This window comes from Arthrobacter monumenti (assembly GCF_054511255.1).
Map to the genome: position 1 here is coordinate 124,130 of NZ_JBTNCY010000005.1, position 15,343 is coordinate 139,472.

At 62.7% G+C, this 15,343-nt stretch carries 9 protein-coding genes; 1 reads left to right on the top strand and 8 read right to left on the bottom strand.

The window, feature by feature from the left end; genetic code table 11:
• Nucleotides 1–24 precede the first annotated feature (24 nt).
• The 5 genes from ACX80B_RS08940 to rpoB form a co-directional block, all read right to left on the bottom strand.
• The gene (locus ACX80B_RS08940; RefSeq protein ID WP_459295229.1) at nt 25–1,530 is read right to left on the bottom strand and encodes a tripartite tricarboxylate transporter permease; all 1,506 of its coding nucleotides are present in this window, start codon (nt 1,528–1,530) and stop codon (nt 25–27) included.
• The gene (locus ACX80B_RS08945; protein ID WP_459295231.1) at nt 1,527–1,982 is read right to left on the bottom strand and encodes a tripartite tricarboxylate transporter TctB family protein; all 456 of its coding nucleotides are present in this window, start codon (nt 1,980–1,982) and stop codon (nt 1,527–1,529) included. The genes ACX80B_RS08940 and ACX80B_RS08945 overlap by 4 nt, the downstream gene beginning before the upstream one ends.
• Nucleotides 1,983–1,988: 6 nt before the next feature.
• A complete protein-coding gene (locus tag ACX80B_RS08950) occupies nt 1,989–2,954 on the bottom strand; it encodes a tripartite tricarboxylate transporter substrate binding protein (RefSeq protein WP_459295233.1) in 966 nt (321 codons plus the stop codon).
• A 366-nt stretch (nt 2,955–3,320) separates the two neighbouring features.
• A complete protein-coding gene (locus ACX80B_RS08955; RefSeq protein WP_459295235.1) occupies nt 3,321–7,220 on the bottom strand; it encodes a DNA-directed RNA polymerase subunit beta' in 3,900 nt (1,299 codons plus the stop codon).
• 59 nt (nt 7,221–7,279) lie between these two features.
• A complete protein-coding gene (gene rpoB, locus ACX80B_RS08960; RefSeq protein ID WP_459295237.1) occupies nt 7,280–10,801 on the bottom strand; it encodes a DNA-directed RNA polymerase subunit beta in 3,522 nt (1,173 codons plus the stop codon).
• Nucleotides 10,802–11,239: 438 nt separating this feature from the next.
• On the opposite strand from rpoB, the gene ACX80B_RS08965 reads away from it, so the two are divergent.
• A complete protein-coding gene (locus tag ACX80B_RS08965; protein ID WP_459295239.1) occupies nt 11,240–12,433 on the top strand; it encodes an acetyl-CoA C-acetyltransferase in 1,194 nt (397 codons plus the stop codon).
• 249 nt (nt 12,434–12,682) lie between these two features.
• Here the strand turns inward: ACX80B_RS08965 and rplL are convergent, their stop codons facing one another.
• The 3 genes from rplL to ACX80B_RS08980 all read right to left on the bottom strand — a co-directional run bounded on the left by rplL (nt 12,683) and on the right by ACX80B_RS08980 (nt 15,309).
• Nucleotides 12,683–13,057, bottom strand: coding sequence for a 50S ribosomal protein L7/L12 (rplL, locus tag ACX80B_RS08970; protein ID WP_459295241.1), 375 nt, complete (start codon nt 13,055–13,057; stop codon nt 12,683–12,685).
• Between the two features lie 93 nt (nt 13,058–13,150).
• Nucleotides 13,151–13,777, bottom strand: a complete 627-nt coding sequence (gene rplJ, locus ACX80B_RS08975) for a 50S ribosomal protein L10 (RefSeq protein ID WP_459295243.1) — start codon at nt 13,775–13,777, stop codon at nt 13,151–13,153.
• A 347-nt stretch (nt 13,778–14,124) separates the two neighbouring features.
• The gene (locus ACX80B_RS08980; protein ID WP_459295245.1) at nt 14,125–15,309 is read right to left on the bottom strand and encodes a GNAT family N-acetyltransferase; all 1,185 of its coding nucleotides are present in this window, start codon (nt 15,307–15,309) and stop codon (nt 14,125–14,127) included.
• Nucleotides 15,310–15,343: the final 34 nt, after the last annotated feature.

Below are 15,343 nucleotides of genomic sequence, written 5' to 3' on the forward strand. Positions count from 1 at the left end.
TTCCCGCCGCATACGGATTTGGAATCACTTCTGGTTCGTGTTTTCCACTTCTTCCGACAACTCCTTGCGGCCCTTCTTAGCCCGCCAGAGTGAGAAGAACAGCGATGCCGCGCCGAGTGCGAGCAGCACGAACGGCAGTGGCTGGAGCATCCAGCTGTAACTGCCGCCGTACTGGATCATGGCCAGGCGGAAATTGTCTTCGGCGAGCGGCCCAACGATCACGCCGATCAGCAGCGGCGCAATCGGGAATCCGCCCTTCATCATGAAGTAGCCCAGCACACCGGCCACCAGCATCACCAGAACGTCGAACGGATTGGTCCGTACCGCATACGCACCCACGATGGATAGGATCAAGACAATCGGCCAAAGCAGTGCCGGTGGAATCCGGATGACCTGCGCCCAAGCCCTAATACCGACGGCACCGACCACCAGCAAAACCACAAATCCAACCAGGATCGCAATGAACGAGCCGTAGACAAGGTCAGGGTTCGATTCGAACAGCTGCGGTCCGGGGCGCAGTCCTTGGACCAGCAGGGCACCAATCAGGACCGCTGCCGCTGTATTACCGGGAATTCCGAGCGTCAGCGTTGGCACCAGACCACCGACCTGGGCCGAGTTATTGGCCGATTCCGCTGCCGCTACACCTCTCGCATCGCCCTGGCCGAACACCTTTTTGTCGCCACGGGCAAACCGCCGGGTCTCGTTGTAGGCAACGTAGCCGCCGATATCGCCGCCGACTCCTGGAAGGGCTCCGATGAAGAAGCCGAGCACACCGCTGCCTATCGTCGTCGGCCCCATGTACCGCAGCTGGGCCAGCTTTAGTCTGAAGCTGCCCATTGTCGATACCCGGTTTTCCTTGTGCATGTGTTCAATCTGGAACAATGCCTCGGCTGCGCCGAAGAGCCCCACCAGCAAGGCGATGAGTTCGATGCCGCCACTGAGTTCGGTATTACCGAAGGTAAAGCGCTGCGCACCGGAAATGCCATCCAGTCCGACCATCGCGATCAGCACACCAATTGCGGCGCTGATCACGCCTTTGGCCAGCGCCCCCTCGCCCAACGAGGCGATGATCGTCAGGGCAAGGACTGCCAACGCGAAGTACTCGGCGGGACCGAGCTGCAGGGCAACTTCGGCGACCGCTGGTGCCGAGACGATCAACATCACCGTCGCCAGGAATCCGCCCACAACAGATGCCACCAACGAGACGCTGAGCGCGTAGCCTGCTTGCCCCTTCCGGGTCATCGGATACCCGTCCAAAACCGTGGCCGCTGAGGCCGGTGTACCCGGCGTCCTCAGCAGGATGGCCGGGATGGAACCGGCATAACAGGCACCGTTGTAGATTCCCAACAGCAGTACCAGGCCGGGCAGCGGATCCAGCGTGAACGTGAAGGGCAGAAATACCGCAATGCCCACTGTTGCCGATAACCCTGGCATCGCCCCAACGACGACGCCGAGCAGAATTCCCAGGACCGTCAGGATCAGTACCGACGGGTCCAGGACAGCTTCCATGCCTGCGAGCCAATTACTCATATCGGCAAACCTCCCAAGCCACTGGTCGGCAAAGCCACACCGAGAAGCACGCGGAAAAGGTAGAACAATCCCAGACCGACTCCCAGTGGCATAACGATCAGCGTCACCGGCCGCCGGATTCCCAACAACAACAGTTCCGCCAGGATGAACAGCACCGTGGTAATGACAAAACCGATGACGTCGAGAACCAGGGCATATCCGACCAGCAGCAACACCGTGCCGACGATGCGCCAGGCGTTGCCGTCCCGAGGCAGCGCTTCACCGGGCTGCGGACGCAACAGGGGAACCAGTGCGAGCAGCCCGATCACCACTGCCAGTGCCCGTGGAAATGCTGCGACGCCGGGATCCAGCGTCTGGACCGGGTCGGGCAACGTGAAGCTGTACACGAACACGGATACCGCGAGTGCCAGCAGCAGCACTCCCGCTATCCGGTCACCCAAATTGGTTGTCATGAGGGACTACTCCGCGCCTATTCCGACTTCGTCGATTACCTTTGAATACTGCTCTGTGAGCCCATTCAGGTAATCTGCAAATTCCTTCGGGGGAAGGTAGTCCAGCGTCAGGTTCTGCTCGGCCATGGACTGCTGGAACTCCTCCGACTCGATTGCCTCGTGAAGGCAGCTATCCAGCTTTTGGACGGTGGCGTCTTCGGTTTCTGCCGGCACTGCGAGACCGAGGTGGGAAGCGGAAGTCCAATCGATTCCGATTTCAGACAGCGTCGGAGTATCCGGGATGGCGTCGAGCCGCTCCTCTCCCGCTACGGCCAGCGGCCGCAACCTGCCGGATTCGACCTGGCCGATGGCTTCGCTCAGGACAACAACGGTGAGATCGGCCTGGCCGCCAATCGTTGCCTGCACCGCGGAGGCGCCGCCTTCAAAGGGCAAGTATCTGAAGGAATCCTTCACCCCCGCTTCGACGGCGAGTCCTGCCGCAGCCAGGTGATAGACGGACCCGGTTCCGCTGGTTGCAGCGTTGATCGTCTCCCCGTCTTCAGCCGCAGCGATGAGCTCCTCCATCGTCTTGTAGGGGGAGTCAGCGGGAACGAAGTACACATGCGGGTTGAGCGCATACCTCATGACGCCCTTGACGTCTTCAGGGTTGACGTCGGTGATACCCAGTTTGTACAGATAGGCCAGCTCGGTGGCGGTGGCACCAACGGTGTAACCGTCGGGCGCGGCATTCGCGGTTGCGGTGAACCCGACGGCTCCTGCGCTGCCGGTCTGGTTACTCGCAATTATGTTCGTGCCACAAGTGTCCTCTGCAATGGCAGCCATACCGCGGACGCTGACATCAGTACTGCCGCCCGCGGAATACGGGATGATCATTTCGATGGTCTCGGAAGGAAATTCACTTCCTCCTCCGCCGCCGCTGCCACAAGCAGTCAAGCCGAGCAGACTCACAGCGGCAGCCGCAGTACCAGTCACGCGCAGTGCGCGCTTTCTTAAGTTGCGTCTGGAGTTCGGCACTGATCCACCTTTTCCCTGCTTGAGCATTTGCATGGTCGGCTCCTTTGTCTCACACACTTCATTGTCGTTATGTCAGTCCGCCGACAGACGCCCCCACATCCCCCGCTCACATCTGCCAGCGCCAAAAGCGGCTTCCAAATATTGAACGGTATGCGCACACATGTACGAGTTGCGAACGTTTGTAGTTTAGCTCACAGGTAGTGACGTGTGCAACAGATCCGCGGCGCGACTTGGCCCTGCCTGGACCAAGAACCGTCCCAGGCACGCGAAGAGCCCCGCACCTTTCGGTACGGGGCTCTTCGTTTGGGTGAATCCGGTGAGTGGTTACCGGTATTCGGTGCCCATGTCGTAGTCATCGAGCGGGATGGCGTGGAACTCGGGGTTCACGTCTCCGCCGACTCCTGCGTAGTCGAAGTCGCTGAAGGCGCTCGGGCCGGTGTAGAGATTGGCCTTCGCTTCCTCAGTCGGTTCAACCTTGACGTCGTTGTAGCGTGCCAGGCCGGTACCGGCCGGGATCAGCTTACCGATGATGACGTTTTCCTTCAGGCCGAGCAGCGGATCGGACTTGCCTTCCATGGCCGCCTGGGTCAGAACCCGGGTGGTCTCCTGGAAGGAAGCCGCGGACAGCCAGGAATCGGTCGCCAGCGAAGCCTTGGTGATACCCATCAGCTCCGGACGGCCCGATGCCGGGGTCTGGCCCTCGGACACGACGCGCCGGTTCTCCTCTTCGAAACGGCCACGCTCGGCCAGCTCGCCGGGGAGCAGCTCGGAGTCGCCGGATTCGATGATGGTGATACGGCGCAGCATCTGCCGGACGATAACCTCGACGTGCTTGTCGTGGATACCAACACCCTGGCTGCGGTACACGCCCTGGACCTGGTCCACCAGGTGCTTCTGGGCGGCACGCGGGCCAAGGATACGCAGAACCTGCTTCGGGTCCACGGCACCGACGACCATCTGCTGGCCGACGTCGACGTGGTCGCCGTCCTCAACCAAGAGGCGGGCACGGCGCAGAACCGGGTAGGCCTGCTCCTCGGATCCGTCGTCGGGGGTGACGATGAGGCGCAGCTGGCGCTCGGTCTCCTCGATAGTGACCCGGCCCGCGGACTCTGCGATCGGCGCGACACCCTTGGGCGTACGTGCCTCGAACAGCTCCTGGATACGGGGCAGACCCTGGGTGATGTCGTCGCCGCGGGAAGCGGAAACAGCACCACCGGTGTGGAACGTACGCATCGTCAGCTGGGTACCCGGCTCACCGATGGACTGTGCGGCGATAATGCCGACGGCCTCGCCGATGTCCACGGTCTTACCCGTGGCCAGGGAGCGGCCGTAGCACTGCGCACAGGTTCCCACCCGTGATTCACAAGTCAGCACGGAGCGGATCTTGATCTCGGTGACCCCGGCCTTGAACAACCGGTCGATGAGGACGTCGCCGACGTCGGCGCCGCCTTCTGCAAGAACCTCACCATTGGAATCGACGACGTCGGTTGCCAAGGTACGGGCGTACACGCTGGATGCGACATCCTCGTGCAGCGTCCGCTCGCCTCCAACTTCGAGGGCGATCGGCAGCGTCAGGCCACGCTCGGTCCCGCAGTCGTCTTCGCGGACGATGACATCCTGCGACACGTCGACCAAACGACGTGTCAGGTAACCGGAGTTAGCGGTACGCAGAGCAGTATCGGCCAGACCCTTACGGGCACCGTGCGTGGCGATGAAGTATTCCAGCACCGACAGGCCCTCGCGGTAGGAGGACTTGATCGGACGCGGGATGATTTCACCCTTGGGGTTCGCCACCAGGCCACGGATACCGGCAATCTGACGGACCTGCATCCAATTACCACGTGCACCCGAGGAGACCATGCGGTTAATCGTGTTCGACGCCGAAAGGTTCTTCTGCATCGCGTCGGCAACCTCGTTGGTGGCCTTGTTCCAGATGTCGATCAGTTCCTGGCGCCGCTCGTCGTCGGCAATCAGTCCCTTCTCGTACTGGCTTTCCACCTTGGCGGCCTGGCCCTCGTAGTTCTCGAGGATGGCAGGCTTTTCCGCCGGCTTGGCGATGTCCGAAATCGCAACGGTCACGCCGGAGCGGGTTGCCCAGTAGAAACCGGAGTCCTTCAGGTTGTCCAGCGTCTGCGCGACGATGACCTTCGGGTAACGCTCGGCGAGATCGTTGACGATCGTCGAGAGCTGGCCCTTGTCGGCCACGGCGTCAACCCACGGGTAGTCATCAGGCAGGGTCTCGTTGAAGAGCACCTGTCCGAGTGACGTCTCGACGGTGACGGGCTGACCCGGCTCCCAGCCTTCGGGCGCCTGCCATCCCTCGTTCGGGGTGTAATCCGTCAGGCGGATCTTCACCGTCGAGTTCAGGTGCAGCGAGCCCTGGTCGTGGGCCATGATGGCCTCGGCCAGCGAACCGAACTGGCGCCCTTCGCCGGCGGAGCCGACGCGCTTGGTCGTCAGGTGGTACAGACCGATGATCATGTCCTGCGAAGGCAGGGTGACCGGACGTCCGTCGGACGGCTTCAGGATGTTGTTCGAGGACAGCATCAGGATGCGTGCTTCGGCCTGAGCCTCCGGGGAGAGCGGCAGGTGGACAGCCATCTGGTCGCCGTCGAAGTCGGCGTTGAACGCGCCACAGACCAGCGGGTGCAGCTGGACAGCTTTACCCTCAACGAGCTGCGGTTCGAATGCCTGGATACCGAGGCGGTGCAGGGTTGGCGCACGGTTGAGCAGCACCGGGTGTTCGGTGATGATCTCTTCGAGCACGTCCCAGACCTGCGGGCGGTAACGCTCGACCATCCGCTTGGCGCTCTTGATGTTCTGGGCGTGGTTGAGGTCAACCAGGCGCTTCATCACGAACGGCTTGAACAGCTCCAGCGCCATCTGCTTGGGCAGACCACACTGGTGCAGCTTAAGCTGCGGACCGACAACAATGACCGAACGGCCGGAGTAGTCGACGCGCTTACCAAGCAGGTTCTGGCGGAACCGGCCCTGCTTACCCTTGAGCATGTCGGACAGTGACTTCAGCGGACGGTTGCCCGGTCCGGTGACGGGACGGCCGCGGCGGCCGTTGTCGAAGAGGCTGTCGACCGCTTCCTGGAGCATCCGCTTCTCGTTGTTCACGATGATCTCGGGGGCACCGAGGTCAAGCAGGCGCTTCAGGCGGTTGTTGCGGTTGATCACGCGGCGGTACAGGTCGTTAAGGTCCGACGTCGCGAACCGGCCGCCGTCGAGCTGGACCATTGGGCGCAGTTCCGGCGGGATCACCGGGACAGCGTCCAGCACCATACCCAGCGGGCTGTTGGTGGTGGTCAGGAACGCGTTGACAACCTTCAGGCGCTTCAGGGCACGCGTCTTGCGCTGGCCCTTGCCGTTCTGGATGATGTCGCGCAGGTGCTCGGCTTCGGCGTGCATGTCGAAGTTCTCAAGGCGGGCCTTGATCGCGTCGGCACCCATGGCGCCTTCGAAGAAGAGGCCGTAGCGGTCGCGCAGTTCGCGGTACAGTCCCTCATCACCTTCAAGGTCGGCGACCTTGAGGTTCTTGAAGCGGTCCCAGACCTGCTCGAGCCGCTCGATCTCGGCGTCGGCACGCTTGCGCACATTCGCCATCTGGCGGTCGGCGGCGTCGCGGGCCTTCTTCTTCTCGGCAGCCTTCGCGCCGTCGGCCTCCATCTTGCCGAGGTCGTCCTCGAGCTGACGGGCGATCGCGGCGATGTCGGAGTCGCGGGTGTCGACCTTGTTCTTCTTCTCGATGTCGTGCTCGGTCTGCAGGTTCGGCAGCTCGGCGTGACGTGCTTCGTCGTCGACACTGGTGATCATGTAGGCAGCGAAGTAGATGATCTTCTCAAGGTCCTTCGGCGCCAGGTCCAGCAGGTAGCCCAGACGGGAAGGAACACCCTTGAAGTACCAGATGTGCGTGACCGGGGCGGCCAGCTCGATGTGGCCCATCCGCTCACGGCGCACCTTGGCACGGGTTACTTCGACGCCACAACGCTCACAAATGATGCCCTTGAAACGGACACGCTTGTACTTGCCGCAGTAGCATTCCCAGTCGCGGGAAGGTCCGAAGATCTTCTCGCAGAACAGACCGTCCTTCTCAGGCTTGAGGGTACGGTAATTGATGGTTTCGGGCTTCTTGACTTCGCCATAGGACCAATCGCGGATCTGGTCCGCGGTGGCCAGGCCGATGCGCATGTGGCCGAAGGAGGATTCTTCGTTGGACATAGGGTCCCTGTTCTCTCTTGTCTCTAAATCTAAAGTCGTTTCGGGTTACGGAAAGAGGATCAGACCTCTTCGACGGAGCTCGGTTCGGCCCTGGACAGGTCGATACCGAGTTCCTCCGCGGCCCGGAAGACTTCTTCATCCGAGTCACGCATATCAAGCGAGTTACCGTCCTGCGACAGCACCTCGACGTTCAGGCAAAGGGACTGCATTTCCTTGATCAGCACCTTGAAGGATTCAGGGATGCCGGGCTCGGGAATGTTCTCGCCCTTGACGATGGCCTCGTAAACCTTCACGCGGCCGTGGATGTCATCGGACTTGATCGTCAGCAGTTCCTGCAGCGTGTAGGCGGAGCCGTACGCTTCCAGGGCCCAGACTTCCATCTCGCCGAAGCGCTGGCCACCGAACTGTGCCTTACCACCAAGCGGCTGCTGGGTGATCATGGAGTACGGACCGGTGGAGCGGGCGTGGATCTTGTCATCGACCAAGTGGTGCAGCTTCAGGATGTACATGTAGCCGACCGAGATCGGGTCCGGGAACGGTTCGCCGGAGCGGCCGTCGAAGACCAGGGCCTTGCCGGAGGAACCGATCAGACGGTTGCCGTCGCGGGTGACGTTGGTCGAATCCAGCAGTCCGGTGATTTCCTCTTCGCGGGCACCATCGAAGACCGGGGTGGCGACGTTGGTCGGACCGGTTTCGCGCGGCATGTTCGGCAGCGCCTGGACCCAGTCCGGGTCTCCCTCGATCTTCCAGCCCTGCTTGGCGACCCAGCCGAGGTGTGTTTCCAGCACCTGGCCGACGTTCATACGTCCGGGAACACCCAGCGGGTTGAGCACGATGTCGACGGGGGTTCCGTCTTCCAGGAACGGCATGTCCTCGATCGGCAGGATCTTGGAGATGACGCCCTTGTTACCGTGGCGGCCGGCAAGCTTGTCGCCGTCGGTGATCTTGCGCTTGTTGGCCACGTACACGCGGACCAGCTGGTTCACGCCCGGGGGCAGCTCGTCGTCGTTGTCGCGATCGAAGACGCGGACGCCGATGACGGTGCCGGACTCGCCGTGCGGAACCTTCAGGGACGTGTCGCGGACCTCGCGGGACTTCTCGCCGAAGATTGCACGCAGCAGGCGCTCCTCCGGAGTCAGTTCGGTTTCACCCTTCGGGGTGACCTTTCCAACCAGGATGTCGCCGGCCTCAACCTCGGCACCGATGTGGATGATGCCGCGCTCGTCCAGTCCGGCCAGGATTTCCTCGGAGACGTTCGGGATGTCCCGGGTGATCTCCTCGGCACCGAGCTTGGTGTCGCGGGCATCGATCTCGTGCTCCTCGATGTGGATCGAGGACAGGACGTCGTCGGAGACAACGCGCTGCGAGAGGATGATGGCGTCCTCGAAGTTGTGGCCTTCCCAGGACATGAATGCCACGAGCAGGTTCTTGCCGAGGGCAAGCTCTCCGTGGTCGGTCGAAGGACCGTCCGCGATGATGCCGCCAACCTCGAGGCGCTGGCCTTCGGTGACCAGCACGCGCTGGTTGTAGGCCGTGCCCTGGTTGGAACGGTTGAACTTGGCGATGCGGTAGTTGGTCTCCGTGCCGTCGTCGTTCAGCATGACAACGAGATCAGCGGAAACCTCGGAGACGACGCCGGCCTTGGCGGCAATAACGACGTCGCCGGCGTCAACAGCTGCCGAACGCTCCATGCCGGTGCCGACGTACGGCGCCTCGGACTGGATCAGCGGGACAGCCTGGCGCTGCATGTTCGCACCCATCAGGGCGCGGTTGGCGTCATCGTGCTCGAGGAACGGAATCAGGGCCGTCGCGACCGACACCATCTGGCGCGGGGAAACGTCCATGAACTCGACCTCGGTGGCCGGAATCAGCACCGGCTCGCCGCCACCGCCGCGCTGGCGCACCAGGACCATGTCCTCAGAGAAGCGCTCATCGTCGGTCAGCGGGGCATTCGCCTGGGCAATAACGACGTCGATCTCGTCATCGGCAGTCAGGTAAACAACCTCGTCGGTCACCTGGCCATCGTGAACCTTGCGGTACGGGGTCTCGATGAAGCCGAACGCGTTGATGCGGCCGTAGGATGCCAGCGAACCAATCAGGCCAATGTTCGGACCTTCAGGGGTTTCGATGGGGCACATACGTCCGTAGTGCGAGGGGTGGACGTCACGGACTTCCATGCCGGCGCGGTCACGGGACAGACCACCCGGGCCCAGCGCGGAAAGACGACGCTTGTGCGTCAGACCGGCCAGCGGGTTGTTTTGGTCCATGAACTGCGAGAGCTGGGAGGTTCCGAAGAACTCCTTGATCGCGGCCACGACAGGGCGGATGTTGATCAGCGTCTGCGGGGTGATCGCCTCGACGTCCTGGGTAGTCATCCGCTCGCGGACAACGCGCTCCATACGGGACAGACCAGTGCGGACCTGGTTCTCGATCAGCTCGCCGACCGCACGGATGCGGCGGTTTCCGAAGTGGTCGATGTCGTCGACCTCGACGCGGATCTCGTGGTTCTCGCCGTCGCGCTTGCCGGAAATGGTCTTGCCGCCGGCGTGCAGGGTGACGAGGAACTTGATCATCGCGACGATGTCCTCGGTGTTCAGCACGGAGGAATTCGGCTGGCCCAGCGGGATATCGGTGCCCAGCTTGCGGTTGACCTTGTAGCGGCCGACCTTGGCCAGGTCATAGCGCTTCGGGTTGAAGTACAGGTTGTCCAGCAGGGACTGCGCTGCCTCAACTGTCGGCGGCTCGCCTGGACGGAGCTTGCGGTAGATGTCCAGCAGGGCATCTTCCTTGGTCTCGGTCGTGTCCTTCTCCATCGTGGCGCGGATGGAATCGAACTCGCCGAACTCTTCCAGGATCATGGATTCGGTCCAGCCAAGCGCCTTGAGCAGCACGGTGACGGACTGCTTGCGCTTGCGGTCCAGACGGACACCGACCTGATCGCGCTTGTCGATCTCCAGCTCGAACCATGCACCGCGGGACGGGATGATCTTGGCGGTGAAGATGTCCTTGTCGCTGGTCTTGTCGGCGGCGCGCTCGAAGTAGGCGCCCGGGGAACGGACCAGCTGGGAGACGACGACACGCTCGGTGCCGTTAATGACGAACGTGCCCTTTTCGGTCATCAAGGGGAAGTCGCCCATGAACACGGTCTGCTGCTTGATTTCGCCCGTGTTGTTGTTCATGAACTCCGCCTTGACGTAAAGCGGGGCGGCGTAGGTGGCGTCGCGGTCCTTGCACTCCTCCATGGTGTACTTGGGATCGGCGAATTCCGGCTCCGAGAAGCTCAGGGACATGGTGCCCTGGAAGTCCTCAATCGGAGAGATCTCTTCGAAGATGTCGGAGAGTCCGGATGTAACCGGCAGGTCCTGACGACCCTCGGCAAGAGCTTGTTCAATCCGCTCCTGCCAACGCTCATTGCCGACCAGCCAGTCAAAGCTGTCGGTTTGCAGGCCGAGAAGATTCGGTACGTCCAGCGGTTCGTGAATCTTCGCAAATGAAAGCCGGCGTGACGCTCCGTCCGTTGCCAGAGAATTGTCAGCCGCACTGTTAGCGGTTTCGTTATTTGGGGTGCTCGAGGCGACCAAGAGGGATCCTTCCACAGACCTTCAGGCGATCAAGCGCTTCCCGACGATACTGGGGTAGTCTCGTTGCACTACCTTGCCGGATCCGCTATATGATCCGCCGCCAGCGGCGAAGCGCTGCAGAAAAGCCCATTCAGGCTGGCCCAACAACGTGCCGCGGCGAAGCCCACCGCTATATGAAGGCTTAAAGGGTTAAGAGGGAAGACGCAAATATCTACTGTACGCCAGACGGCGTCCAGAGTCCAGCGCTCGACGCATTACCTTTACCGGCCTGCGGGGCCGGGAACCGAGGTAGCGGAGCATTTCCTGCAGTAACTGTACATCAAGCTTCCAGCCAAACCTGTTAGATTCGATACAAAAGCTGTAACTGTGCGGTTGCAGACATTTCCGGCACGCCCCCGCGGCCCCGGGAACTCATATCGAAAGAGGGATCTGATCAAGATGAGTGCCAACCCAAATGACGTGGTCATTCTGTCGGCCGCGCGCACCCCGCAGGGACGCCTGAACGGGCAGCTGGCCAGCTTCACCGCCGTCGAACTCGGTGCCAAGGCCGTTGCCGCGGCACTGGAGAAGTCCGGCGTCGGTGCCGACAAGGTCGACGCCGTGATCATGGGCCAGGTGGTCCAGGCCGGTGCCGGTCAAAACCCCGCGCGGCAGACCGCCATCGCGGCCGGGATTGGCTGGAACGTCCCCACCGTGACGATCAACAAAGTGTGCCTCTCCGGCCTCGCCGCCGTATCCGACGCCGCCCGGCTGATCCGTGCCGGTGACGCCACCGTCGTCGTCGCAGGTGGCCAGGAATCGATGTCCCGCGGGCCGCACCTGCTGCCCGGTGTCCGCCAGGGCTGGACCTACGGCAACATGTCCGCCGTCGACTCGGTCGCCCGCGACGGACTGACGGACGCGTTCGACGACGAGTCGATGGGCGCTTCCACCGAACGCAAGAACGGGGTGCTCGGCATCGACCGCGCATCCCAGGACGAGGTCGCGGCCGCATCCCATGAGCGCGCAGCCAAGGCAATGAAGGACGGCGTGTTCGACGACGAAATCACCCCGGTCTCGGTGCCGCAGCGCAAGGGCGACCCGATTGTGGTCAAAACCGACGAGGGCGTCCGCCCGGACACGTCCGTGGAGTCGCTGAGCAAACTGCGGCCGGCCTTCGACAAGGAAGGCAGCATCACCGCTGGCAACTCCTCCCCGCTGAGCGACGGCGCCGCAGCACTGGTGCTGACGAGCCGCGCGAACGCCGAGGCCCTCGGGCTCGACTACCTCGCCGTCGTCGGAGCTCCCGGGCAGGTGGCGGGACCGGACAACTCGCTGCATTCACAGCCGTCCAACGCCATCAAGGCCGCGCTGGAGAAGGCGGGCTGGAGCAAGGACGATCTGGACTTCATCGAGATCAACGAGGCCTTCGGTTCCGTTGCCGTGCAGTCCCTGAAGGACCTGGAGATCAGCCTGGACAAGTGCAACCTGCACGGTGGAGCGATCGCGCTGGGCCATCCGATCGGTGCTTCCGGCGCGCGGCTGGCCGGACATGCCGCGCACGAGTTGAGCCGCCGCGAAACCGGCAAGGCCGCCGTCTCGCTGTGCGGTGGCGGCGGACAGGGCGAAGCGCTGCTCCTCTACCGCGACTAAGCCATCCGCTGGTGTCGCTGCCCACTGAGGTAGCGGCTTCCCCCTCGAGGTAGCCCATTGCAACGGGCTACCTGGGCGGGAAGGCGCTACGCCGACGCGCCACCGTGACGATAGGGTGCCGCCTCGGTATGTTCCGGCGCCGAGTTCGCCACCGCAACGGCAAACCTACCTCAGACGCAAAGAAGCCCGCGTGAATCATCACGCGGGCTTCTTGCTGCCGCCGGACGGCGGCGGGTGTCTGGAGAAAGACTACTTCAGGGTCACCGTGGCGCCGGCGCCCTCGAGGGACTCCTTGGCCTTCTCGGCGGCGTCCTTGGAGGCGCCTTCCAGAACAGGCTTCGGTGCGCCATCGACCAGGTCCTTGGCTTCCTTGAGGCCGAGGGAGGTAAGAGCGCGCACCTCCTTGATGACCTGGATCTTCTTGTCGCCGGCAGCTTCGAGAATAACGTCGAATTCGGTCTGCTCTTCGGCTTCTTCAACAGCGGCGCCGCCGCCTGCAGCAGCAACCGGAGCAGCAGCGGTGACGTCGAAGGTCTCCTCGAACTGCTTGACGAACTCAGAGAGCTCGACGATGGTCAATTCCTTGAAAGCTTCGATGAGCTCGTCGTTGGTGAGCTTAGCCATGGGTGGCGCTCCTTTTCTTTGTGGTGGCCGCAGATAACGGCCGGGATCGTCAGTCCTGCTCCCGTCGGAAGTCAGGGATGGTGCTGTGAGGAACTAGTCCTTCGTGGTCTCAGCATCCGCTTCAGGTGCGGCATCGGCGGCCGGGGCCTCCGTGCTTTCCGTTTCGGCGGGGGTTTCGGCTGCGGGCGTCTCCTCGGCGGGAGCTTCCTCAGCGGCTGGAGCCTCTGAAGCAGGTGCTCCCTCTTCGCGCTTGAGTCGCAGTGCTTCAACCGTGCGGACCAGCTGACCCATCGGGGCCTTCAGGACGCCAGCGACGCGTGCGAGCTGGTGTTCGCGCGACTCGAGGGCGGCCAATGCGTTGACTCCGGCGGCGTCCATGGACTTGCCTTCGAAGTAACCGGTCTTGATAACGAGCTGTGGGTTGGCCTTCGCGAAGTCCGTCAAACCCTTGGCAGCCTTGACTGCGTCACCCTTGATGAAGGCAACCGCGGTGGGTCCGGCAAGCTGGCCGTCGAATGCATCGACACCGGCTTCCTTCGCCGCGAGTGCAGTCAGGGTGTTCTTCACGACCGAGTAACTTGCGTCCTCGCCCAGTGATCGACGCAGCTCCTGGAGCTGTGCAACGGTAAGCCCACGGTATTCGGTTAGGACTGCCGCATTCGACGTACGGAAATTCTCCGTAAGCTCTTCAACTGCGGACACCTTGATTGGCGTTGCCATAACCCTCCTTCCGGGAATAATGCCGGTCGTTTCGGGTCCGTACCCGCAATGCGGGCTGGCACAAAAAACGCCCCGCACAGATGTACGGGGCTTCGCCTCTACAGTGTTGGCCATGCCGAACATGGCTGAACATTGGAGGAAATGCTTCGTTCACCTGCGCAGGCCGCCCCTGGCGCGGGGACTTTCGACCAGGTTTTATCCACTCAAATGAACGGGAACCTGGTGACCGACGGTCTTTGGTCCTTCAAGCCTACGGGATCGCCGGTGGACATAACAAATCGCCTGCCTCCGCAGGACCGGCCGCGCATGAGCCGTCGATGCCGCGATCAAGCCTCTGCCGCCTGCCCTCAGGCGTCGAACTGCTTCCGCCACTCCCCCGTATACCCGGCCGTCGTGAAACCGAGTGCATCATTGACCACGGCCATATAGTCCTTCTCGGCGGCATTCCAGGCGTAGAGCCGCCGGGCCGCGGGCTGCTCGAGAGCGAGCCGTTCCAGATTGCAGACCCGGATCAGCATGCCGAGCTTCCTGCCGCGGTGCTCCTGCAACACCAGCGTATCGTCCTGGAAAACGACGTCGTCACGGTGGCCCAGAATGCTGATGGCAGTGAATCCGACCAACCGTCCGGTGGGGCGGTGCTCGACGGCGCACACCATGGTCTGCCGGCCGCTGTCACTTGCCAGTGTCTCCGCCTCGCGGACGCGGGCGTCATCACCGCGCGCGTCGTCACCGCGGGAATCACCGCGGGAATCACCGCGGGAATCACCAGCACGGACGTCATTGGCGCGTGCCTCCTCGGCCTGCTCGTCGTCGTCGTAACCGTAGGCGCTGAAGGACTCCTCCCCGCCCATCAGGTCCTCGAGGACGGCCATATCGCGGACCCACTCCGCAGGGCAGGTGTCCGTCCATGTGTGAATGGCGTAGTCGGGGCCGGAGACCTCCACCGCCTGCTGTTTCAGCTGCTGCAGCAGAGCCGAATCGAGCGGCAGCGCACAGGAGCTGAACCGCTCAACTTGCTGGAGCTCATAACCGGTCCTTTGTGCAAAGGCCACTTCCCTGCTGGCCAGCGGAAGGACGCCGTCGCCATACGCCGCTGGCACCACGCGTCCGTCGGTGTCTTCCAGCATCGCGCCCGGGTGATGTGTCTCGACCAGAACAGTCCGGCGCATCTCCCCACGCGCGAAATGTTCAGCCGCATCCAAGAGTTCCCGCCCGACGCCGCCGCCCTGGTAACGGGGCAGGATCTCCAGCGAGACGATGGCGATTTCGGTGTTTTCAGCCAGTGGCATGGAAATCCCGGCGCGGCCCACGATGTTGGTCCCGATTTTCGCCACCAGCACGACCAGCCGCTCGTAGGGATCATTGAACGCCTCAAGGAACTCTTCCGGTGTGTAGGCGAGGTCATCGTTGCCCCACGTCTGCACGCGCACCTGCCGTGCCACCTCCACAGCAGCGAGAAAGTCTGCCGCACCTTCCTCATCAAGTGAGTCCGGTACCCACAGTTGCTCGACCTGCACGGACAGCGTCTTCATTAAATCCCCACGTAAAAATCAACTATCGCCGCAT

What these genes read in the sequence shown, in the direction of transcription:
- ACX80B_RS08940 (WP_459295229.1), bottom strand. Translation starts at nt 1,530, where the DNA reads ATGAGTAATTGGCTCGCAGGCATGGAAGCTGTCCTGGACCCGTCGGTA.
- ACX80B_RS08945 (WP_459295231.1), bottom strand. Translation starts at nt 1,982, where the DNA reads ATGACAACCAATTTGGGTGACCGGATAGCGGGAGTGCTGCTGCTGGCA.
- ACX80B_RS08955 (WP_459295235.1), bottom strand. Translation starts at nt 7,220, where the DNA reads ATGTCCAACGAAGAATCCTCCTTCGGCCACATGCGCATCGGCCTGGCC.
- ACX80B_RS08965 (WP_459295239.1), top strand. Translation starts at nt 11,240, where the DNA reads ATGAGTGCCAACCCAAATGACGTGGTCATTCTGTCGGCCGCGCGCACC.
- rplL (WP_459295241.1), bottom strand. Translation starts at nt 13,057, where the DNA reads ATGGCTAAGCTCACCAACGACGAGCTCATCGAAGCTTTCAAGGAATTG.
- rplJ (WP_459295243.1), bottom strand. Translation starts at nt 13,777, where the DNA reads ATGGCAACGCCAATCAAGGTGTCCGCAGTTGAAGAGCTTACGGAGAAT.
- ACX80B_RS08980 (WP_459295245.1), bottom strand. Translation starts at nt 15,309, where the DNA reads ATGAAGACGCTGTCCGTGCAGGTCGAGCAACTGTGGGTACCGGACTCA.